Source organism: Halomonas salsilacus (assembly GCF_051216275.1).
Classification (GTDB): Bacteria; Pseudomonadota; Gammaproteobacteria; order Pseudomonadales; family Halomonadaceae; genus Halomonas.
The window spans coordinates 347,099-367,624 of the sequence record NZ_JBPKAQ010000002.1; the positions used below are offsets into that span (position 1 = coordinate 347,099).

Below are 20,526 nucleotides of genomic sequence, written 5' to 3' on the forward strand. Positions count from 1 at the left end.
ATTGCCTCAGCGCAGGGCGGCGGCGCCCAGGGCGCGCTCGGGGGTATGCACGCGGTCACCCACCGAGAGCGTGCGGCTGGCCTTCATCACCAGGCCGTAGCTCATCTTCTCGTAGGGCTGGAAGACCATCACCAGGCCGGCGTCCTCGCCGGGCAGGCGCAGGGATTCGCCGGTCCGCGGGTCGCTGACCAGCTCGCCGCGCTGTTCGACCATCAGCACATGGCCGGGCTCGAGGCCGTCGCGGCGGCCACGATCCAGCGTCACCACCTGCAGGCGGCCGATGAACTGCACGCCCCCAGGCACCGACAGTAGGGTGCCTTCCACATCGCGATCCGGGGCGCGGGGGTAGAACTCGGTGACCAGGTCGCGGACCTCCAGCGGCAGCACGATGTCGTCGTTGCGCACCTCCTGGCGGGACGAGGTCACCTCCAGCACCACGATCTCGTCGGCCTGGCGCTCGCGACGCGCCTGGCCGACGCTCTCCAGTTCCAGCCCCAGCAGCTCGCCGCTGGCCGGATCGAGGAAGCGCTCACCGACCCGATAGAACCCGACCCGGCCGCTGCCCTCTACCTCGCCGCGTGCATAGAGGCGGTCGCCCACGCCGCTCATCAGGCGGCGGTCGTCGCCACCGACCACATAGGCCAACTCGTCGAGGGACTCGGGGTCATCGACGATGCGATGATCGCGCAGGAAGTGGCGGACCGCCTCCAGGGGGATCGGCTCGATCGCTTCGCGGTGGGAAATGGTGCGCATCTCCGGCGAGAGCCGTACCTGGCCCTGGCCGCGCTCCAGCCCCAGGCAGGGACGGCCGTTGCAGTCATAGAGGTAGACGACGTCGCCCGGGTAGATCAGGTGCGGATTGCGGATCTGGGGGTTGACCTGCCACACCTCGGGCCACTGCCAGGGGTGCTGAAGGAAGCGGCCGGAGATGTCCCACAGGGTATCGCCACGCACCACCGTGTAGCGGTCCGGGGCGTCTCCCCGCAGGCCATCGTTCCAGCTGAGCCCCTGGGCCAGGGCGCCCCCGGCCAGGCTCCCCAGTGCCACCGCCATGCCCAGCAGCATCGCCGCCGTGGCGGGCCAACGGCGCTGCCCCTTGCCCTCGTTCGTCTGCTTCATCCCTGCTCTCCCCGCGTCGTTGCACCTGGCCCTGTGCGCTCTCATCGAACCTGGCCGGCATGCTATAGTCTGAGGTTATCGACGTGATGCGCGTTCGGCGGTTTCTCTACCGACGGCGCCCCTCTAGAATAGTGTCATTCTGTAAATGACAGCATAACGGTGAAACCAACGCCATGGCCAAATTACCGATCCTCGAATTCCCCGACGAGCGGCTGCGTACCCGAGCAGCGCCGGTGGATGCGGTCGACGACGAGGTCCGCCAGCTGGTCGATGACATGCTCGAGACCATGTACGACGCCCGCGGTATCGGGCTGGCCGCCACCCAGGTGGACGTCCACCGCCGGGTGATCGTGATGGACGTCAGCGACGACCAGTCACGCCCGCTGGTGCTGATCAATCCCGAATTCACGCCCATCGGCGGCGAGCGCGACCTCATGTCCGAGGGCTGCCTGTCGATCCCCGAGTACTACGCCGAGGTGCCCCGGGCGCTCAGGGTCCATCTCAAGGCACTGGGTCGCGACGGGAAGCCCTACGAGCTCGAGGCCGACGGCCTGCTGGCCCACTGCATCCAGCATGAGCATGACCACCTCGAGGGCGTGCTGTTTGTCGACTACCTGTCGCCGCTCAAGCGTGATCGGGTGATGAAGAAGATGCAGAAGCGCCACAGGCAGATGCAGACCGCCTGAGACCGCTCCACCGCCTCTCCCCAGCCGGAAGGCCGACCACGCGTCGGCCTTCGTCGTTTGGGGCTGGCTCCGTTATCATGAGAGGGCATCCACTCCCTGCCAGGCCCGAACCATGTCCCGACCCCTCGACTCTCACTCCCTCAGCGTCATCTTCGCCGGCACGCCCGATTTCGCCGCCGAGAGTCTGCAGGCGCTGCTGGACAGCCACCACCGCGTCATCGCCGTCTACACCCAGCCGGACCGCCCCGCCGGCCGCGGCCGCAAGCTGACTCCGAGCCCGGTCAAGCGCCTCGCCCTCGAGCACGGGCTGCCGGTCCATCAGCCCGATACGCTCAAGGCGCCCGAGGCCCAGGCCGAGCTGGCCGCCCTCGACGCCGATATCATGGTGGTGGTGGCCTATGGGTTGATCCTGCCCAGGGCGGTGCTGGAGATTCCCCCCCTGGGCTGCCTCAACGTCCACGCCTCGCTGCTCCCGCGCTGGCGCGGCGCCGCCCCCCTCCAGCGCGCCCTCGAGGCCGGCGATGCCGAGAGCGGGGTCACCATCATGCAGATGGACGAGGGGCTCGACACCGGCGCCATGCTGCTGGTGCGGCGCACGCCGATTACCGCGACGACCACCGGCGGCGAGCTCCACGACCGCCTGGCCGCCCTTGGCGGCGAGACCATCGTCGAGACGCTGGACGCCCTCGCCGGCGAAGGCCTTCCTGCCACGCCCCAGCCCGAGGCCGGCGTCACCTACGCCGCCAAGCTCTCCAAGGCCGAGGCCGAACTGGACTTCCGCGAGCCCGCCACCGCCCTGGCCGCCCGGGTGCGCGCCTTCAACCCCTGGCCGGTGGCCTGGTGCGCACTGGGGGACGACCGCCTGCGCCTGCTGATGGCCGAGGCGAGCGAGCTCGCCGAAGACGAAACGCCCACCGTCCCCGGCACCCTGCGCGCGCACGCTCCCGATGCCCTGCGCATCGCCTGCGGCCCCGAGGGTGACCAGGTCCTGCGGGTGACCCAGGCCCAACTGCCCGGCGGCAAGGTGCTGCCGGTGAGTGAGCTGCTGCGCGCCCGAGCCGAGCGGTTCACGCCTGGCCTGTACCTGGGCCACCATGACGAGGAGGCCTCCGCATGAGCCAGCCCTCTAACCATCGACCCCGGGAGCCTCGCCAGCGCAAGCGCGGCCTGGAAAACGACGGCGGCCTGGCGGTGCGCGCTGCCGCCGCTCGCGCCCTGGTGCCGGTGATCACCGGCAAGGGGTCACTCACCGGCCTCGATGACCACCAGGTGGTGGCCCGCGACCGCGCCCTGTTCAAGGCGCTCTGCTACGGCACCTGCCGCACCCTGCCGCGTCTCGAGGCACTGGCGGCGAAGCTGCTGGACAAGCCCTTCAAGGTACGCGACGCCGACATCCAGGCGCTGCTGCTGCTGGGCATCCATCAACTGCTCTACCTGCGCATTCCGGCCCATGCCGCGGTTGGGGAGACCGCCGGCGCGGCACGCCTCCTCGGCAAGGAGTGGGCCACCCGGGTGCTCAACGGCTGCCTGCGCCGCCTCCAGCGGGAGGCCACCGAGTTGCAGGCCGAGGTGGACCAGGACCCCGCGGTGGCGCTGCTGCACCCCCAATGGTTGATCAAGGCGCTTCGCCAGGCCTGGCCCGACGACTGGCGCGCCATCTGCGGCGCCAACAACGTACCCGGCCCCATGACCCTGCGCGTCAACCGCCGCCATGGCGACCGGGAGGCCTATATGGACCGGTTGGCCGCTGCCGGCATTCAGGCGCGGCTCTGCCTGCATGCCCCGGACGGCATCACCCTGGAGACGCCCTGCGACGTCCAGCTTCTGCCGGGCTTCGCCGAGGGTGACGTCAGCGTCCAGGACGAGGCCGCCCAGCTCACCAGTGTCCTGCTCGGCCCGGCCCTGGCGCCCCGCCCCGGCGCCCGGGTGCTGGACGCCTGCTGCGCCCCCGGCGGCAAGACCGGACACCTGCTGGAGCTCTTCGACATCGATGTGCATGCGGTGGACAGTGATGCCGAGCGCCTGGCCCGGGTCGAGGACGCACTCGGCCGGCTGGGCCTCGCGGCACGGCTGGAACACGGTGACGCCACCGCCCGGGAGTGGTGGGACGGCGCCCCCTTCGACACGATCCTGCTCGATGCCCCCTGCTCCGGCAGCGGGGTGATCCGTCGCCATCCCGACATCAAGCGCCTGCGCCGCCCCAGCGACATTGCGTCCCTGGCCGCCCTGCAGACGCGGCTGCTCGACAACCTGTGGCCGCTGCTGCGTCCCGGGGGTACCCTGCTCTACGCCACCTGCTCGGTGCTGCCGGAGGAGAACATCGAGCAGATCGCCGCCTTCCTGTCGCGCACCCCGGACGCCGAGGTCACCACTCCCGGTGACGTAGCCTGGGGACGGCCGTCGGGCGCAGGCCTTCAGCTGCTGCCGCAGATCGACAGCCACGATGGCTTCTTCTATGCCAGACTGAAGAAACGGCCGGGCTGAGCCATCGGTCGACCGATCCCCTTTTGGCGAGCAACCGGAGTCCGCATGAGCAACCATACCTACAAGCATATCGAACTGACTGGCTCCTCCGAGGAGGGCATCCAGCAGGCCATCGAGAGTGCCATCACCAAGGCCAGTGAAACCCTGCACGGCATGCGCTGGTTCGAGGTGATCGACACCCGTGGCCAGGTGGAGCACGGCCGCGTTTCTCACTGGCAGGTCACCATCAAGGTCGGCTTCACCCTCGACTGATGGCGCGCTGTTCTTCTCCCCGCGGCTGGTTTAGGCTTGCCGCCACCCTGTTGCGGCGCACAAGATGCGCCGCGCTCGCTGCCAGCGGACATCAGACTCCATGAAGATCATCATCCTCGGCGCCGGCCAGGTCGGCGGCACCCTGGCCGAACACCTGGCCCGGGAGGAGAACGACATCACGGTGGTGGACACCGACGGCAACAAGCTGCGCGAGCTGCACACCAAGCTCGACATCCGCACCGTGGTGGGGCCCGGCTCCTACCCGATGGTGCTACGCCAGGCGGGCTGCGAGGACGCCGACATGCTGATCGCGGTGACCAGCCAGGACGAGGTCAACATGATCGCCTGCCAGGTCGCCCACACCCTGTTCCGCACCCCCACCAAGATCGCCCGGGTGCGCGCTACCGCCTACCTCACCCGCAAGGGGCTGTTCGCCCACGAGGCAGTGCCCATCGACGTGCTGATCAGTCCCGAGCAGGTGGTCACCGACCACATCCGCCGGCTGATCGAGCACCCTGGCGCCCTGCAGGTGCTGGAGTTCGCCGGCGGCCTGGTGCAGCTGGTGGCGGTCAAGGCAATCTACGGCGGCCCCCTGGTGGGCCAGGACCTGGCTTTCCTGCGTCGCCACATGCCCAGCGTGGATACCCGCGTCGCGGCCATCTATCGCCAGAACCGGCCGATCATCCCGCGCGGCGACACCGTAATCGAGGCGGACGACGAGGTGTTCTTCATCGCCGCCCGCCGCGACATCCGCGCGGTGATGAGCGAGCTGCGCCGCCTCGACCGCGACTTCCGCCGGGTAGTGATCGCCGGTGGCGGCAACATCGGCGAGCGCCTCGCCGAGCACCTGGAGCACAGCCACCAGGTGAAGATCATCGAGCACAACCTGGAGCGCTGCACGGTGCTCTCCGAACGCCTCGACCGTACCGTGGTGCTGCACGGCAGCGCCACCAGCAAGCGGCTGCTGGAGGAAGAGAACATCGAGGAGTGCGACATCTTCTGCGCCCTGACCAACGACGACGAGGTCAACATCATGTCGTCGATGCTGGCCAAGCGCATGGGCGCCAAGAAGGTGCTGACGCTGATCAACAATGCCGCCTACGTGGACCTGGTGCAGGGCGGCGAGATCGACATCGCCATCTCGCCCCAGCAGGCCACCATCGGCAGCCTGCTGACCCACGTGCGGCGCGGCGACATCGTCAATGTGCACTCGCTGCGCCGCGGCGCGGCGGAGGCCATCGAGGCGATCGCCCACGGTGACACCCAGTCCTCCAGGGTGGTGGGGCGCGCCATCGGCGAGATCGAGCTGCCCAAGGGCACCACCATCGGCGCCATCGTGCGTGGCAAGGAGGTGCTGATCGCCCACGATGACGTGGTGGTGAAGTCCGGCGACCACGTGATCCTGTTCGTGATCGACAAGCGCCGGTTACGCGACGTGGAGCGGTTATTCCAGGTCGGCCTGACCTTCTTCTAGCCAGACAACCATGGGGAGCCTCGCGCGATGAGCCTGCGCATGATCCTGCGCATCCTCGGCATGCTGCTGATGCTGTTCAGCCTGACCATGATGCCGCCGGTCCTGATCTCGCTGCTGTTCGGCGACGGCCAGTGGGACGCCTTCGCGGTGGCCATCGGCATCACCGTGCTGACGGGCCTTGCGATGTTCCTGCCCAACCGCCGAGCCCGCAAGGAGCTGCGCACCCGCGACGGCTTCCTGATCGCGGCGCTGTTCTGGAGCGTGCTGGCGCTGTTCGGCTCGCTGCCGCTGATGCTCACCGGCGAGTCCGCCCTCTCCATTACCGATGCGGTGTTCGAGTCCTTTTCGGGGCTGACCACCACCGGCGCCACGGTGATCACCGGCATCGAATATCTCCCCGAGTCGATCCGCTTCTACCGCCAGCAGCTGCAGTGGCTGGGCGGCATGGGCATCGTGGTGCTGGCGGTGGCGATCCTGCCGACGCTGGGCGTCGGCGGCATGGCCCTCTACCGCACCGAGATCCCGGGGCCGCTCAAGGACTCCAAGCTCACCCCGCGCATCACCGAGACCGCCAAGGCGCTGTGGTACATCTACGCCTCCCTCACCGTGGCCTGCATGCTGGCCTACATGGCCGCCGGGATGAACTGGTTCGACGCCCTGGGCCACAGCTTCTCCACCGTGGCCATTGGCGGCTTTTCCACCTACGACGCCAGCATCGGACACTTCGACAGCGCCGTGATCGAGATGATCTGCGTGTTCTTCCTGATCGTTTCCGCGGTGAGCTTCAGCCTGCACTTCGTCGCCTGGCGCGAGCGGCGACTCACCCACTACTTCCAGGACCCCGAGGCCCACTTCCTGCTGCTCTTCCTGCTCGGCCTATCGGTGATTACCGTGGTCTCGCTGTGGCTCACCAATACCTACGACACCGAGCGGGGCCTGCGCCACGGCATCTTCATGGTGGTCTCGGTGGCCACCACCGCCGGCTTCGGGGTGGCCAACTTCTCGATCTGGCCGGGTGCGTTGCCCTTCCTGCTGTTCATGGCCGCCTTCGTCGGCGGCTGCTCGGGCTCCACCGGGGGCGGCATGAAGGTGATCCGCATCATCCTGATCATCAAGCAAGGCATGCGCGAGGTGATGCGTCTGATCCACCCCAACGCGGTGATCGCGGTGAAGGTGGGCAAGGTGAGCGTACCGGACGGCATCGCCCAGGCGGTGTGGGGCTTCTTCTCGGTCTTCGTGATGCTGTTCTTCCTGATGCTGGTGGGCGTGATGGCCACCGGCGTCGACCAGGTCACCGCCTGGTCCACCGTGGCCTCGGCGCTCAACAACCTGGGCCCGGCGCTGGGCGATGCCTCCCGCAACTACGGCGAACTGCCGACCCTGGCCAAGTGGATCCTGGTGATGGCCATGTTGCTCGGCCGCCTGGAGATCTTCACCGTGCTGGTGCTGTTCACCCCCGCCTTCTGGCGGCGCTGAGGTGATTTGGCCTGCCTGGGCCCATCGTGGATAATCCCCTTCTCACTCCTTCATACCGAGCGTCCATGACCGACTCCCAGGACACCGTGATGCCCACCGAACCAACGGCCGGCGTCACCGGCCCGCGCCGCATCATCCAGGTGGGCGAGACCCGCTACACCCTGCTGGGCACCGCCCACGTCTCCGCCGAGAGCGCGCTGGACGTGCGCGCACTGATCCGCTCCGGTGAGTACGACGCCGTGGCCATCGAGCTGTGCGACTCGCGCCACCAGAGCCTCTCCAACCCGGACGCCATGCACAATCAGGACCTGTTCGAGATCTTCCGCCAGGGCAAGGCCGGCATGGTGGCGGCGAGCCTGGCGCTAGGTGCCTTCCAGCAGCGCGTGGCCGAACAGTCGGGCATCGAGCCCGGCGCCGAGATGCGCGCCGCCCTGGAGGAGAGCCGCGAGGCCGGCCTGCCGCTGCTGCTGATCGATCGCGATGTCGGCGTGACCCTCAAGCGCATCTACCACAACGTGCCTTGGTGGCAGCGATTCTCGCTGTTCTCAGGCCTGCTGGGCAGCGTGCTGTCGCGCCAGGACGTCTCCGCCGCGGAGATCGAACGGCTCAAGGAGGGCGATGTGCTGGAGTCCACCTTCAGCGAGTTCGCCGCCGAGTCCGAGACGCTCTACACGCCGCTGATCAGCGAGCGCGACCGCTACATGGTGCTGCGCCTGGCCGAAGATGCCCCTCCGGGGCGCTACCGCCACGTGCTGGTGGTGATCGGCGCCGGCCACATGAAGGGCATGGCGGAAGAGTTCGAGGCCCCGCTACCCGAGGCCCCGACGCCAGAGCGTGAGGCCCTGGAGGTCACCCCGCCGCCCTCGAAGCTTTGGAAGTCGCTGCCCTGGCTGATCACCATATTAGTGCTGACCGGCTTCGCCATCGGCTTCTCGCGCAACACCGAGCTGGGCTGGCAGCTCGTCGGCGAGTGGTTCCTGATCAACGGCGTGCTCTCGGCCGCCGCCACCCTGGTCGCCCTGGCCCACCCGCTGACGGTGACGGCGACCTTCTTCGCCGCCCCGCTCACCTCGCTGAACCCCACCATCGGCGCTGGCTTCGTGGCCGCCGGGGTCGAGCTCTACCTGCGCAAGCCCAAGGTGCGTGACTTCTCCACCCTTCGCCACGACGTCACCGAGCTTGCGGGCTGGTGGCGCAACCGGGTCTCGCGCACCCTGCTGGTCTTCATCCTGGCCACCCTGGGCTCCGCCGCCGGCACCTGGATCGCCGGTTTCCGGATCGCCGGGGCGCTGTTCGGCAGCGGTACGGCCTGAAGCGATCAGGTCTTGCGGGCCAGCAGGCGTTGCATCGCCGCCGTCGGCGCTTCGATCTTCTCGAAGCGCCGGCTGGCGGCGTAGCTGTCGTTGAAGGCGTCGAAATAGTCGCCCAGGGCCTGGGCGGCGTCGATGTCGCCGCCTTGACGCAGCAGCTCCGCGGCCACCTCGGCGGTACACAGGTGCTCGGCGGAGGCCGGCTTGCGCAACCGGTAGCGGGTCAGCCGCTCGGTGCGCAGCGGCAGCACCGGCAGCTGCTTGAGGTAGGGGCTCTTGCGGAAAATGCGTCGGGCCTGGCGCCAGGTGCCGTCCAGCAGCACATAGACCGGAATCCGCCCTTCCTGCTTCACCTGTTCCACGGTGTCGATGCCCACCACCCGTTCGGCGTAGTCGGGCTGATCATCGGGGAAGACCACGAAGGGCGCGTAGCGCGCTTCCTCCAAGAGCGCCAGCAGCCGCTTGTCCGGCGCGGTGCGATACCAGGTGAAGACTTCGGTCTCGACCAGCACGTCGCGGATCAGCCGCCCGGTGTTGGTGGGCTTGTGGTGCTCCATGGGGTGGGTGAGCAGCCACACCCGGGCATGGCTTTCTGACGTCACCGCATAGGGGCAGAGACAGTTGAGCTCGGGCAGATTGCAACCCGGACAGCGCTCGACGAGGCTGCCGCGGGACTTGAACTCGCGGCGCGGCGGACGCGGATGACCGGTACCGGGGTCATGGGAAAGCCCGGTACCGGGGTCTCGGGAAAGCACCCCGTCGGGAAGACGATCGGCACAGCTATCGGGCGTATCGTGCTGCATGGCGGCTACCGCATCGGAAGAGGCGCCGCATTCTAGCACCTCCTCAGACGCCCTTCAGGAAGCCAGCAGGGTATCCGGCACCCAGAGCCGCCCCTCGCGCTTCCAGTGGCGTACCAGCGCCGGCACCCCCTGGCCGGCGGGCTGGCTGACCCGGGTCACGCCCGGCGGCGCCAGCGTCTCGGCCTCGGGGTCCACCAACACGCAGGGCGCGTCGAAGGGCGCATATTGCAGCAGCGAGGCCGCCGGCATCACGGCCAGCGATGTGCCCACCACCAGCAGCAAGTCCGCCTCGCTGACCAGTTCACAGGCATCAAGGAAGTGGGGCACCTCCTCGCCGAACCAGACCACGTCGGGCCGGAGCTGGCTGCCCTTGTCGCAGATGTCGCCCAGTTCAATGCCGCCGCGGGGCAGCGGATAGTGCATGCGGCGGTCCACCGTGGAGCGCGCCTTGAGGATCTCGCCGTGCAGGTGCAGCACCTGACGGGAACCGGCCCGCTCGTGGAGGTCATCGATGTTCTGGGTGATGATGCTGACCCGGAAGCCCTGCTTCTCGAGCGCCGCCAGCGCCTTGTGGGCAGTATTGGGGCGCGCTCGGCGCACCTGGTCGCGGCGCTGATTGTAGAACGCCAGCACCCGGGCCGGATCCTTCCGCCAGGCTTGAGGCGTGGCCACCTCCTCCACCGGGTGATCGGCCCACAGGCCATCCTCAGCCCGAAAGGTCTGGATACCGCTCTCGGCACTGATACCCGCCCCGGTGAAGACCACCAGGTGCGGCGCTCGCTGCTCCGCCATTCACCACCTCTCGCCGATCGCTCTCTCGCCCCGAACGTCACGCCCACCTGCCGGGCCCTTGAAATTACCACTCGCAACCCCGGCGCGGCCAGAAGGGCGTCATCGAGGTCGAAGAGAGGCAAGGCGCATGACAGGGCTATGACGAGGGCCGCGAGGAGCCACTGTCACTCCGGCGGCCAGCGCCAGCGGGTGGCCATGGCCCGCGGTCTGGTGCGTGAGCCGGCGGTGTTCCTGTTCGACGAGCCGCTCTCCAACCTGGACGCCAAGCTGCGGGTGCAGATGCGGGTGGAGATCAAGAAGCTGCAGCGCCGCCTGAAGACCACCAGCCTCTACGTCACCCACGACCAACTCGAGGCCATGACCCTGGGCGACCGCCTGGTGGTGCTCAACGACGGGCGCATCGAGCAGGTGGGGTCACCCATGGAGATCTACGCCCGGCCCGCTTCACTGTTCGTGACCACCTTCATCGGCTCGCCGGCCGTGAACCTGATTCCGCTGGACTATCTACACACCAATGGGGGCGGCGACACCGCAAAGGCCCTGCTCCACGACCTGCCCAAGGGCACCGATATCGTCGGTATCCGCCCCGACGACCAGCCCACGGTGATCCGCATCGCCGGCCAGCCGCCGGTTGCCGAGGGCGAGACCCTGCGCTTCCACGTCACCCGCGAGGCGCTGCACCCCTTCAATCGCGGGAGCGGTAAACGTACCGGGGATCACGGGTAGCGGCGCTCGAAGGCCTCTAACACCCGGCGCAGGTCGACAGGCAGGCGGGAGAGGGTCTCGCGGCGCAGCGCCTCGGGCAAGCCGCCGTGGAAGGCCTCCGCCATGGCCCCGGCCATGCACGCCTGGGTATCCGCGTCGCCACCCAGCGAGATGGCGTTACGAATCGCGTCCTCGACGCTGTCGGACTCCAGGAAGGCGATGATCGACTCCGGCACCGAGCCCTGGCAGGAGACATCGAACCGGTAGCCGGGGCGGATCGCATCCAAGGAGCGCGCAAGGTCATAGCCAAAACGCGCTTCTACCTCCTCGCGAAGACCGGCCTTGTCGGCCCCCTGGCGCGCCAGGTAGATCACCGCGGCCACGGCCTGGGCCCCGCGGATGCCCTCGGGGTGATCGTGGGTCACCTCGGCGCTGCGTTTTGCCAGCTCAAGAGCTTCCTCAAGGGAGCGGGCCGCGAAGCCCACCGGCGGCACCCGCATGGCCGAGCCGTTCCCCCAGCTGAAGTAGGGTTGCCGGTCCCGGCTCGCCGCCCAGCGCATGAAGCCGCCGCCGAAGCCTGCATCGGGGTAGCGATGGAAGTACTCGTGGAAGGTGTCGACGTAGTCGACGCCGTTAAGCAGCACCTCCGCCACCGCCACGCAGAGCACGCTGTCATCGGTGAAGGTGCTGTGCGGCGTGAACAGCGGAAAGTCACGGTGCTTGGTGCCCCGGCCTTCGTGCACCGAGCCGATGATGTCGCCGGCAATCGCGCCCAGCATGGCGTTTCCCTCCCCTGTTGCCGTTCAGGCGCCGTGATAGCCATCCTCTTCGGGATCCTCGTGGGAATTCCTGGGCAGCTCCGCGGCCCAGGCCATGGCGTCGGCGTGCTCATCGCCCCGGAAGGTGCGGATTTCCACGGCCTTGAACAGTCGCTCTTCCAAACGGACGATCTGTTCGATCCACATCTGGTCGGTGACCACGGCGGCGCGATGGTAGCGGCCGAGATCGCCGAGTTGGGTCAGACCGTAGCCGATGTCCTTGAGCAGGGCGGTCAGGGTCATCAATCGCAGGTCGTCGACCTCGACCACCAGACTGATCACCGGATGCGCCCGCTTGGTGGCCTCGATGGCATCGATGGCACGCTGCAGTTCTGCGCCGGTCACGATACCCCCCGCCTTCATCGCCACCACATGGGCCGCCGGGTGGGAGATCAGGTCCAACATGTGCGTTCTCCTTGAGGTCAGAGAGCAGAGCCAGGCGGCTCGCTCACCTTCAGCATAGTGCGCCGGGGCAGGCCCAGCGCGCAGTGATGGTTGCCCGGGTGCAGAGTTTTCTGACAACGCCTAAGATGACCTGTCGCGCCCCCGGCGCGCCGAGAGTTCGCAACACATGGAGCCAGGCAGAATGACCGATCACCTTCCCGGCGGGACACGCGGCATCGCCGAATGCCCTCCTGCCATCGCCAATGGCTCTGACACCCCCGCATGAGCGCTTCTGATCCCCTCTGGCTGGTGTTCGGGGCCAGCGGCTATGTCGGGCGCAACATGGTGCCGCATCTGGTGGCCCAGGAAAGGCGCGTGCGCGCCGCCGCGCGGCGGCTATCGGCGATGGAGGCCGAAGGCTGGCAAGGGGTCGATCTGGTGCGCGCGGATGCGCTCGACCCGTCCACCCTGGGTCCGGCCCTTGCCGGGGTCGAGGTGGCCTTCTATCTGGTGCATTCCATGGGGGGCGGTCGCGGCTTCCCCGCGCGCGACCGGGAGGCGGCGCGCCATTTCGGCCAGGCCGCGGCGGAGGCGGGGGTACGCCGCATCGTCTACCTGGGCGGGCTTGCGCCGGAAGGGGCCGACACCGAGCATCTCTCCTCGCGGGTGGAAACCGGCGAAGTCCTGCGCGCGGGACCGGTGCCGGTGGTCGAACTGCGAGCTGGCATCATCATCGGGGCAGGGTCGGCCGCCTTCGAGGTGATGCGCGATCTGGTGGCACATCTGCCGGTCATGGTGACACCGAGATGGGTGAGTGTGTCGTCGCCGCCGGTGGCGCTTGAGGATCTGCTGGCCGACCTGGTGGGGCTGGCGGCGCTGGCCGCAGCCGAGGGCGGCGTGTTCGAGATTGGCGGGCCCGAGCGGCTGACCTATGCGGCGATGATGCGCGGGTTGGCCCGCGGGCTGGGACGGCGCAGGCCGGTGATCGTGCCGGTGCCATTTCTGACCCCGAAACTGTCGAGCTACTGGATGGATCTGGTGACCGGCGTGCCCGCCCCGCTGGCGCGGGCCCTGATCGGCGGGCTGCGCCATGACCTGCGCGCCGATGACAGCGCCCTGCGGGCGCTGGTGCCGCGCGACTGCCTGGGGTTCGACGCCGCCGTGGCGAAGGCATTCGAGGCCGAGCGTGACATGCTCTCCGGCGACCGCTGGCGCGAGGGGGCCTTCGACCTGCGCGGGTATCGCCACGATATCAGCTTCTACGGCAAGCGGATAACGTTGGCGCGGGACTGTGCGGCGTCGCCGGCAGCGGTGTGCCGGACCCTCGAGGGGCTGGCAACGCGGGCGGTGGGCTACTTCGCCCTGACCCCGATCTGGCGGCTGCGCGGGGCGGCGAACCGCTTGTTGAGGGGGGCGGACGCTGGAGCGCGCACGCACGCAGGACCGTTCGCCGAAGGCGAGGCCTTCGATTTCTGGCAGGTGCACCGGGTACGACCCGGCGAACGGCTGATCCTGCTGTCGCGTCTGCGCGCGCCGGGCGAGGGCGGCATGGAGATCACGCTGGAGCCCGACGCGGCGGGCGGGTCACGCATCACGCTGGTGCTGCACTGGCATCCGGCCGGGGTGTGGGGGCTGCTCTACTGGTTCCTGCTCTGGCCTGCCCATGCGGTGGTGCTGCGCGCGTTCCTGCGCGGCCTGGAGCGGGCCGCGGCTCAGGAGAAGAGGCCGTAGATCGCCGGTTCGATCTGCGCAAAGCGAAAGTTGAACCCGTCGGCCAGCAACCGGTCAGGATGCACGCGCTGGCCGTCAAGCACCACGGTGGCGCCATCGCCCAGCACCTGACGGATCACCATACCGGGCACCGGTACGCGCACGAAGCTGCGCGACACGCGGCCGAAGGCGTCGGTCACTTGACGCATCCGCACGGGATTGGGCGAGGTGGCGTTGTAGGCTCCCCGCATCTTGGCGGTGTCCAGGGCGCGCAGCAGGATATCGGTCGCATCCTCGCGGTGGATCCAGCTGACCCACTGCCGCCCCGAACCGATGCGCCCGCCCAGAAACGGGCGCAGCCGCTTGAGCGTTTCGCGGCCGCTCTGGGTGAGCGCAAGCGCGAGGCCAAAGCGCAGGATCACCACCCGCAGATCGTGGTCGGCGGCGCGCTGCGCCTCGGCCTCCCAGAGATGCGTGGTGTCGGTCAGGTAATCGCCAGGCGGGCCCCGGGGACTCTCTTCGGAAAAGCGCGTGCTCTCGCTGACCCCATAATAGCGGCAGGCCGAGGCCGAGATCAGCGTAGCCGGCTGGCCGGACATCCCGCCGATGGCGGAGACAAGCGCGCGGGTGCCCGCCTCGCGGCTCTGGCGGATGGCGGCGCGCACCCCGGGTGTCCAGCGGACCGAGATGGGCTCGCCCGCCAGATGCACCACCGCCGAGGCGTCGGCCAGTGCCGGGGCGATGGTCGCGGGATCGAATGGGCTGTAGCTCGCCACCGTGACCTGCGGAAACTTCGCCGTGGGGAACCGGGCTGCGGCCGCCACGGGATTGCGGCTCAGCGCCGTGACGGGGGTGCCGCGCGCTGCCAGCTTTTCCACCAGGCGGCTGCCAAGAAACCCCGTCGCCCCGGTGATCGCCACTCTGCTTTGGGTCATGAGCCTGTCATCTAGTGCCATTGGGCCACTCTGGATCTGAACGTATAGGATACTCTGATCCCGATCAACGCGCCCAGGATCACCCCTGACACAACCCGTTCGGAGACGTTTCCTATCGGCAGGAGCCTTTTATGCCCAATGCAACGTCACTTCACGACTACCGCCACTACCCTCTTCACGCGGGTGGCACAGCCTACACGCGCGCCCCGGCACAGGCGGTGTGGCGGGTTGTCTCGGCGATCGGCGGCGACAATCGCTATTACGCCCTGAACGGCCTCTGGTCCATGCGCGAATGGCTCGATTCGGTGGTGGGCGGGCCGGGCAGGCGCCGCGGGCGACCCGAAGGTCGACCGATCAGGGCCGGAGACCAGATCGACAGCTGGCAGGTGAGGATCGCTGATGCACCCGAGTTGCTGGCGCTGGACTTCGGGATGAAGGCGCCGGGGCATGGGGTGCTGGAATTCAGGGTCGCGCCCATGGGAGATGGCGCCCGGGTGACGGCCACCGCGTTCTGGGACCCGCAAGGCACGGCGGGGAAGATCTACTGGGCGGCGATGAAGCCCGCGCATCTGGTGCTGTTCAAGCGCCTGACCGCCGAGATCTGCCGCCGGGCCGAGCAAGTCCCCTTCGATGGGCGTGTCGGTCAGGGCGGATAACGAAACACACAACACGCCTACCCATGACAGCCTAATGTTGATTTTTCAGTTTTCAGCATCACAGAGTTTTCTTGCGTCTTAAATGCGTAAAGAAAGGCACCACATACAGCACCATCCAAGCCAGAGCGGTACACAACACCGCAGTCTGCTCGCGCCCCAGACCAACCGCTATCCCTATGGCTGCCGTGAACCAAATGCCAGCCGCCGTGGTAAGCCCTGAAGCTCCTTGCTCACCCTTACGAGTGATGATGGTTCCGGCACATAGAAAGCCGATGCCGGCAATCACCCCCTGAATGACTCGACTCATCTCGGAATCCGAGATACCGGCTTGCTGTGGGATAAAGATAAACAGAGCAGCCCCCATGCAGACCAACATATGGGTACGGACGCCAGCCGCCTTCCCACGCTGCTCTCGCTCGAGCCCAAGCAGGCCACCCAGAAGGGCAGCGAAAAGCAATCGAATCACAACAATCACAAGCTCGCCCAAATCGTTAAAATCCGAAAACTCTGACATGATGGTATTGCCAATAAGCTCCATCTTTACGTTCCCCTGAATCCCGAATTCAAGTAACAAGCGCAGCACCTGGGCCACTCTTCAGCATAGCGCGCTATGGCACCCCTGCCGGTGATCACTGGGGACGTCGAATGAGTTCACGAAAACGTCACCATCGCGCGCAACCATGGGCGAAACACCCACAAGGGAGTCGCTGGGTATGCCCACGCGCGCGCGCGAACCGCTCAGTGAAGCGGAGGTGGAGTCACTGATCCGGCTGGCCAGGGGCAATGCACTGGCCCAGCAGATCCAGGCTGAGCATGAGGCGCGGCTGGACCCGGCCACTCTGGCACTGCAGACGGCGGAAAACGCCACCGACCCCCAACCGGGTGGCATGAAGATCCTGATGCTCTCGGACGTCTACTTCCCGCGCATCAACGGGGTCTCCACCTCCATCGCCAGCTTCCGAGCTGCCCTCGAGCGACAGGGCCACTCGGTCACCCTGGTCTGTCCGGACTACCCGGTGGGCCAGTTGGATGAACCGGGTGTGCTGCGCATCCGCTCGCGCGGGGTGCCGGGTGACCCGGAAGACCGCATGATGCGCTACCGGGACCTGCTGGCTCTGGCACCACCACTCCCCGAGCACGCCTTCGACCTGATCCACGTGCATACGCCCTTCGTGGCCCACTATGCCGGCATCCAGCTGGGGCGACGGCTCGGCGTGCCGGTGGTGGCCACCTATCACACCCTGTTCGAGGAGTATCTCCACCACTACGTGCGCTGGCTGCCGCGCCGCTGGCTGCGCTTCGTCGCGCGGCGCTTCTCGGTGCACCAGTGCCACCAGCTCAGCGGGCTGATCGCCCCCTCCCGGGCCATGCAGTCGGCGCTGAACCGCTACGGGGTGACCACGCCCATGGCGGTGATTCCCACCGGGCTGGGGCTGGAGGCCTTCACTCGCCCTCGGGAGGAGAGCGACTTTCGCCACCGCTATGGGCTGCCCCCGGAGGCGCGGTTGCTGCTCTTCGTGGGGCGCGCCGCCCATGAGAAGAACATCGGTTTCCTGATCGAGATGCTGCCTCGCGTACTGGTCGAGCACCCGGAAGCTCGCCTGATCATCACCGGCGAGGGGCCCGCCCAGGAGGAACTGGCTCGCCAGGCTCATGAGCAGGGCGTGGCAGAGGCCATCCTCTTCCTCGGCTATCTCGACCGCGATGGCCCCCTGCAGGCCGCCTACCGCGCCGCCGATGCGTTCGTCTTCGCCTCGCGCACCGAGACCCAGGGGCTGGTGCTGCTGGAGGCCATGGCGCTGGGCACGCCGGTGGTCTCGACTGCGGTGATGGGCACCCGTGACGTGCTGAAGGAGGGCGAGGGCTGCCTGATCGCCGATGAGGATCTCGGCGACTTCGCGGCCAAGGTCAACCGCCTTCTGGGCGATGCCCCCCTGCGCCGGACCCTCTCCGCACGCGGCCAGGCCTACGCCGCCGGCTGGCACGAGGATGCCAAGGCCGCCGAGCTCGTCGCGCTCTATCGCTGCCAGCTCGCGTGCGTCATCGCCGGTTGACCATGTACTCCGCGGCGAAACCGCGCACCGACACGCTGCGTTCATTGGCTGTTCATCGCTTCGTCACCTCGTCGACCCGGCGCTGTCATGGGCAACCGTCAGAGTGAGCGCCGTTGGCATCCTTCCCTATTATCACGCCACGGAGTCCCCATGACCGCCAAGACCTTCCCTCGCACCCTGCTGGCCGGCACCATCGCCGCACTCTTCGCCGCCACGAGCCTGGCCGCCAGCGCCGATCTTTCCTCGCGCTATGTCGATAGCGACGGCGACATGGTGGCCGACATCCCCGCCGATGCGTCCCAGTGGGCCGACCCCGACACCCTGGTCTTCGCCTACACCCCGGTGGAGGACCCGGCCGTCTACGCCGACGTCTGGTCCGACTTTCTCGACCACCTCACCGAAGAAACCGGCAAACGGGTCCAGTTCTTCCCGGTACAGTCCAACGCCGCCCAACTGGAGGCACTGCGCTCGGGTCGCCTGCACGTGGCCGGCTTCAATACCGGCAGCGTACCCGTGGCGGTGAACTGCGGCGGCTTCCGCCCCTTCACCATCATGGCCAGCGAAGACGGCAGCTTCGGCTACGAGATGGAGATCATTACCTACCCGGGCAGCGGCATCGAACAGATGGAAGACCTGGCCGGCCGTCAGCTCGCCTTCACCGCTCCCACCTCCAACTCCGGCTTCCGGGCCCCCTCGGCCCTGCTGCGCTCGGAGTACGGCCTGGAGGCGGACGAAGATTACTCGACCGCCTTCTCTGGCTCTCATGACAACTCCATCCTCGGCGTGGTCAACAAGGACTACGAGGCGGCCGCCATCGCCAACTCGGTTGGCCATCGCATGCTGGCGCGCGGCGTTATCGACGAAGGTGATTACGAAATCCTCTATACCTCCGAGACCTTCCCCACCACCGCCTACGGCACGGCCCACAACTTGCACCCCGAGCTGCAGGAGGCGATCCAGCAGGCCTTCTTCAGCTACGACTGGGAGGGCACGCAACTCCAGGCAGAGTTCGCCAACTCCGGCGAAGCGCAGTTCATCCCAACCACCTATGAAGAGCGCTGGTCGGTGATCCGGACCATCGCCGAGGCCAACGGCGTGACCTACGACTGCGACTGATCCGTCGTACTGTCGATGACGATTTACTGATTCTGCACGGGCCAGGAGGGTCTCGCTCTCCCGGCCCGTCTTCGTGAAGGGAGACACTCATGCTGACACTTTCCCAGGTCAATAAGCGCTACCCCACCGGGGACCGCGCCCTGACCGACATCGACCTGAGCCTGCCCCGGGGTCAGGTGATGGCCCTGATCGGCCCCTCGGGAGCCGGCAAGAGCACCCTGATTCGCTGTGTGAACCGCCTGGTGGAGCCCAGTTCGGGCAGCATCCGCCTGGGCGACACCGAGCTGACTTGGCTCTCCGGTCGCCAACTGAGGCGGGCGCGACGCTCCATGGGCATGATCTTCCAGGAGTATGCCCTGGTGGATCGCCTGACGGTGATGGAAAACGTGCTCTCCGGACGGCTCGGCCAGGTGGGCTTCTGGCGCAGCTTCCTGCGTTGCTACCCCGCCGATGCCGTGACCGAGGCCTTCCGCCTGCTGGAGCGGGTCGGCCTGCCCGACGGTATCGACAAGCGCGCCGATGCCCTCTCCGGCGGCCAGCGCCAGCGCGTCGGCATCGCCCGGGCGCTGCTGCAGGACCCGCAACTACTGCTGGTGGACGAGCCCACGGCGAGCCTCGACCCCAAGACCTCACGGCAGATCATGCGGCTGATCCGTGAGCTGTGCGCCGAGCGCGACCTGGGCGCCATCATCAACATCCACGACGTGGCCCTGGCCCGCCAGTTCGCCGACCGCATCGTCGGCCTGCGCGCCGGCGAGATCGTCTTCGATGGCTCACCCGAGGCGCTGGATGCCGAGACCCTCACCACCATCTACGGCGAGGAGGAGTGGGATACCCAGGCCGACAACGAGCAGCCGGCCGCACCGCAGGATAACGTCACGCCCTTGGCTCACCAGCCCGTGCTCAGCCGGGTGTTATCCGGGGGAGTGTCACGATGACCCGCGAACAGCTGGCAAGTCAGGGACAGTGGCGGCGGCGGCCGTCGATCCAAGACCCGAGGCTGCGCTGGGGCCTGGTGCTCGGCGCTCTGGTCTATCTGCTGCTGGCACTCTCCACCATCGACGTCAACTGGGCGCGGGTCGCCGAAGGCGCCAGCCGCGGCCTGAACTTCCTGGCCGCCTTCGCCCAGCCCGACTTCATCTCGCGCCGCACCGACATCCTCAATGGCATCCTCGAGAGCCTAACCATGGCCCTCACCTCCACGGTGATCGGCGTGGTACTGGCCATTCCGGTGGGGCTGGGCGGGGCTCGCAACATCGCTCCCTGGCCCATCTACTACCTGTGTCGGGCCATCATCACCGTGTCGCGCACCTTCCAGGAGATCATCATCGCCATCCTCTTCGTGGTGATGTTCGGCTTCGGGCCGCTGGCCGGCATGATCACCCTCGCCTTCGCCACCATCGGCTTCATGGCCAAGTTGCTGGCCGAGGACATCGAGGACCTGGACTGGCGCCAGGTGGAGGCCGTGCGCGCCACCGGGGCGAGCTGGTGGCAGACCATGAATCACGCCGTGCAGCCCCAGGTGATGCCGCGGCTGATCGGGCTCTCCATGTACCGTCTTGACATCAACTTTCGCGAATCGGCGGTAATCGGCATCGTCGGCGCCGGCGGCATCGGCGCCACGCTCAACACCTCGATCAGCCGCTACGAATATGACACCTCGGCAGCCATCCTGCTGATCATCATCGGCATCGTGCTGCTGTGTGAGTACAGCTCGAGCCATGTCCGCCGCTGGACCCAGTAAGCCGACCC

21 protein-coding genes are annotated in these 20,526 nt (G+C 67.7%); 14 read left to right on the forward strand and 7 right to left on the reverse strand.

The features are described 5' to 3' along the window. Positions 1-6: 6 nt before the first annotated feature. A complete protein-coding gene (locus ACR80S_RS05060) occupies positions 7-1,065 on the reverse strand; it encodes a LysM peptidoglycan-binding domain-containing protein (protein WP_435402761.1) in 1,059 nt (352 codons plus the stop codon). A gap of 227 nt (positions 1,066-1,292) precedes the next feature. Here ACR80S_RS05060 and def point away from each other — a divergent pair, with 227 nt between their 5' ends. From def to ACR80S_RS05095, 7 genes are all read left to right on the forward strand, one after another. After that, a complete protein-coding gene (def, locus tag ACR80S_RS05065; protein WP_435399414.1) occupies positions 1,293-1,805 on the forward strand; it encodes a peptide deformylase in 513 nt (170 codons plus the stop codon). 112 nt (positions 1,806-1,917) lie between these two features. After that, entirely contained in the window at positions 1,918-2,922 is a 1,005-nt protein-coding gene (gene fmt, locus ACR80S_RS05070; RefSeq protein ID WP_435402703.1) for a methionyl-tRNA formyltransferase, read from the forward strand. Next, a complete protein-coding gene (gene rsmB, locus ACR80S_RS05075) occupies positions 2,919-4,289 on the forward strand; it encodes a 16S rRNA (cytosine(967)-C(5))-methyltransferase RsmB (protein ID WP_435399416.1) in 1,371 nt (456 codons plus the stop codon). Before fmt ends, rsmB begins: the two co-directional genes overlap by 4 nt. Positions 4,290-4,334: 45 nt before the next feature. Continuing rightward, the gene (locus tag ACR80S_RS05080) at positions 4,335-4,541 is read left to right on the forward strand and encodes a dodecin (protein ID WP_435399417.1); all 207 of its coding nucleotides are present in this window, start codon (positions 4,335-4,337) and stop codon (positions 4,539-4,541) included. Between the two features lie 100 nt (positions 4,542-4,641). After that, the gene (gene trkA / locus ACR80S_RS05085) at positions 4,642-6,015 is read left to right on the forward strand and encodes a Trk system potassium transporter TrkA (protein WP_435399418.1); all 1,374 of its coding nucleotides are present in this window, start codon (positions 4,642-4,644) and stop codon (positions 6,013-6,015) included. A 27-nt stretch (positions 6,016-6,042) separates the two neighbouring features. Further along, positions 6,043-7,491: a TrkH family potassium uptake protein gene (locus tag ACR80S_RS05090; RefSeq protein ID WP_435402704.1), complete on the forward strand. Its 1,449-nt coding sequence runs from the start codon at positions 6,043-6,045 to the stop codon at positions 7,489-7,491. Between the two features lie 65 nt (positions 7,492-7,556). Then, positions 7,557-8,804, forward strand: coding sequence for a TraB/GumN family protein (locus tag ACR80S_RS05095; RefSeq protein ID WP_435402705.1), 1,248 nt, complete (start codon positions 7,557-7,559; stop codon positions 8,802-8,804). A gap of 5 nt (positions 8,805-8,809) precedes the next feature. Here the strand turns inward: ACR80S_RS05095 and ACR80S_RS05100 are convergent, their stop codons facing one another. Together ACR80S_RS05100 and ACR80S_RS05105 are read right to left on the reverse strand one after the other, a co-directional pair. Continuing rightward, entirely contained in the window at positions 8,810-9,604 is a 795-nt protein-coding gene (locus ACR80S_RS05100) for a tRNA-uridine aminocarboxypropyltransferase (RefSeq protein WP_435402706.1), read from the reverse strand. A gap of 54 nt (positions 9,605-9,658) precedes the next feature. Next, a complete protein-coding gene (locus ACR80S_RS05105) occupies positions 9,659-10,396 on the reverse strand; it encodes an SIR2 family NAD-dependent protein deacylase (RefSeq protein ID WP_435399421.1) in 738 nt (245 codons plus the stop codon). Between the two features lie 138 nt (positions 10,397-10,534). Here ACR80S_RS05105 and ACR80S_RS05110 point away from each other — a divergent pair, with 138 nt between their 5' ends. Beyond that, entirely contained in the window at positions 10,535-11,122 is a 588-nt protein-coding gene (locus ACR80S_RS05110; protein ID WP_435402707.1) for an ATP-binding cassette domain-containing protein, read from the forward strand. Here the strand turns inward: ACR80S_RS05110 and ACR80S_RS05115 are convergent. Further along, positions 11,113-11,880, reverse strand: a complete 768-nt coding sequence (locus ACR80S_RS05115) for an ADP-ribosylglycohydrolase family protein (protein ID WP_435399452.1) — start codon at positions 11,878-11,880, stop codon at positions 11,113-11,115. The genes ACR80S_RS05110 and ACR80S_RS05115 overlap by 10 nt on opposite strands. A 24-nt stretch (positions 11,881-11,904) precedes the next feature. After that, on the reverse strand, positions 11,905-12,324 hold the full coding sequence (locus ACR80S_RS05120; RefSeq protein WP_435402708.1) for a SpoIIAA family protein: 420 nt from the start codon (positions 12,322-12,324) through the stop codon (positions 11,905-11,907). Positions 12,325-12,585: 261 nt separating this feature from the next. Between ACR80S_RS05120 and ACR80S_RS05125 the strand changes: the two genes are divergently transcribed. Continuing rightward, positions 12,586-14,034, forward strand: a complete 1,449-nt coding sequence (locus ACR80S_RS05125; protein ID WP_435402709.1) for a DUF2867 domain-containing protein — start codon at positions 12,586-12,588, stop codon at positions 14,032-14,034. Here the strand turns inward: ACR80S_RS05125 and ACR80S_RS05130 are convergent. Further along, positions 14,016-14,948, reverse strand: coding sequence for a TIGR01777 family oxidoreductase (locus ACR80S_RS05130; protein WP_435399455.1), 933 nt, complete (start codon positions 14,946-14,948; stop codon positions 14,016-14,018). The two genes, ACR80S_RS05125 and ACR80S_RS05130, sit on opposite strands and share 19 nt — an antisense overlap. Positions 14,949-15,079: 131 nt before the next feature. On the opposite strand from ACR80S_RS05130, the gene ACR80S_RS05135 reads away from it, so the two are divergent. Beyond that, positions 15,080-15,604, forward strand: coding sequence for a DUF2867 domain-containing protein (locus ACR80S_RS05135; protein WP_435402710.1), 525 nt, complete (start codon positions 15,080-15,082; stop codon positions 15,602-15,604). Positions 15,605-15,662: 58 nt separating this feature from the next. Here ACR80S_RS05135 and ACR80S_RS05140 read toward each other — a convergent pair whose 3' ends face one another. Beyond that, the gene (locus tag ACR80S_RS05140; RefSeq protein ID WP_435399457.1) at positions 15,663-16,178 is read right to left on the reverse strand and encodes an MgtC/SapB family protein; all 516 of its coding nucleotides are present in this window, start codon (positions 16,176-16,178) and stop codon (positions 15,663-15,665) included. 139 nt (positions 16,179-16,317) lie between these two features. On the opposite strand from ACR80S_RS05140, the gene ACR80S_RS05145 reads away from it, so the two are divergent. From ACR80S_RS05145 to phnE, 4 genes are all read left to right on the forward strand, one after another. Beyond that, positions 16,318-17,658: a glycosyltransferase gene (locus ACR80S_RS05145; protein ID WP_435402711.1), complete on the forward strand. Its 1,341-nt coding sequence runs from the start codon at positions 16,318-16,320 to the stop codon at positions 17,656-17,658. A 150-nt stretch (positions 17,659-17,808) separates the two neighbouring features. Beyond that, complete coding sequence (gene phnD, locus ACR80S_RS05150; RefSeq protein ID WP_435402712.1) at positions 17,809-18,774, forward strand: phosphate/phosphite/phosphonate ABC transporter substrate-binding protein; 966 nt, start codon at positions 17,809-17,811, stop codon at positions 18,772-18,774. 89 nt (positions 18,775-18,863) lie between these two features. Next, complete coding sequence (gene phnC / locus ACR80S_RS05155) at positions 18,864-19,712, forward strand: phosphonate ABC transporter ATP-binding protein (protein WP_435402713.1); 849 nt, start codon at positions 18,864-18,866, stop codon at positions 19,710-19,712. Further along, positions 19,709-20,518 carry a phosphonate ABC transporter, permease protein PhnE gene (gene phnE / locus ACR80S_RS05160; protein WP_435402714.1) on the forward strand — a complete coding sequence of 270 codons (810 nt, stop codon included), beginning with the start codon at positions 19,709-19,711 and terminating at the stop codon, positions 20,516-20,518. Before phnC ends, phnE begins: the two co-directional genes overlap by 4 nt. Positions 20,519-20,526 lie beyond the last annotated feature (8 nt).

Coding starts and splice junctions, on each gene's coding strand:
- ACR80S_RS05120 (WP_435402708.1), bottom strand. CDS start 12,324: ATGTTGGACCTGATCTCCCACCCGGCGGCCCATGTGGTGGCGATGAAG.
- phnC (WP_435402713.1), top strand. CDS start 18,864: ATGCTGACACTTTCCCAGGTCAATAAGCGCTACCCCACCGGGGACCGC.
- ACR80S_RS05090 (WP_435402704.1), top strand. CDS start 6,043: ATGAGCCTGCGCATGATCCTGCGCATCCTCGGCATGCTGCTGATGCTG.
- ACR80S_RS05145 (WP_435402711.1), top strand. CDS start 16,318: ATGCCCACGCGCGCGCGCGAACCGCTCAGTGAAGCGGAGGTGGAGTCA.
- def (WP_435399414.1), top strand. CDS start 1,293: ATGGCCAAATTACCGATCCTCGAATTCCCCGACGAGCGGCTGCGTACC.
- ACR80S_RS05135 (WP_435402710.1), top strand. CDS start 15,080: ATGCCCAATGCAACGTCACTTCACGACTACCGCCACTACCCTCTTCAC.
- ACR80S_RS05130 (WP_435399455.1), bottom strand. CDS start 14,948: ATGACCCAAAGCAGAGTGGCGATCACCGGGGCGACGGGGTTTCTTGGC.
- ACR80S_RS05125 (WP_435402709.1), top strand. CDS start 12,586: ATGAGCGCTTCTGATCCCCTCTGGCTGGTGTTCGGGGCCAGCGGCTAT.
- ACR80S_RS05095 (WP_435402705.1), top strand. CDS start 7,557: ATGACCGACTCCCAGGACACCGTGATGCCCACCGAACCAACGGCCGGC.
- ACR80S_RS05100 (WP_435402706.1), bottom strand. CDS start 9,604: ATGCAGCACGATACGCCCGATAGCTGTGCCGATCGTCTTCCCGACGGG.
- ACR80S_RS05110 (WP_435402707.1), top strand. CDS start 10,535: ATGACGAGGGCCGCGAGGAGCCACTGTCACTCCGGCGGCCAGCGCCAG.
- trkA (WP_435399418.1), top strand. CDS start 4,642: ATGAAGATCATCATCCTCGGCGCCGGCCAGGTCGGCGGCACCCTGGCC.
- ACR80S_RS05060 (WP_435402761.1), bottom strand. CDS start 1,065: ATGCTGCTGGGCATGGCGGTGGCACTGGGGAGCCTGGCCGGGGGCGCC.
- ACR80S_RS05080 (WP_435399417.1), top strand. CDS start 4,335: ATGAGCAACCATACCTACAAGCATATCGAACTGACTGGCTCCTCCGAG.
- rsmB (WP_435399416.1), top strand. CDS start 2,919: ATGAGCCAGCCCTCTAACCATCGACCCCGGGAGCCTCGCCAGCGCAAG.
- fmt (WP_435402703.1), top strand. CDS start 1,918: ATGTCCCGACCCCTCGACTCTCACTCCCTCAGCGTCATCTTCGCCGGC.
- ACR80S_RS05115 (WP_435399452.1), bottom strand. CDS start 11,880: ATGCTGGGCGCGATTGCCGGCGACATCATCGGCTCGGTGCACGAAGGC.
- phnD (WP_435402712.1), top strand. CDS start 17,809: ATGACCGCCAAGACCTTCCCTCGCACCCTGCTGGCCGGCACCATCGCC.
- ACR80S_RS05105 (WP_435399421.1), bottom strand. CDS start 10,396: ATGGCGGAGCAGCGAGCGCCGCACCTGGTGGTCTTCACCGGGGCGGGT.
- phnE (WP_435402714.1), top strand. CDS start 19,709: ATGACCCGCGAACAGCTGGCAAGTCAGGGACAGTGGCGGCGGCGGCCG.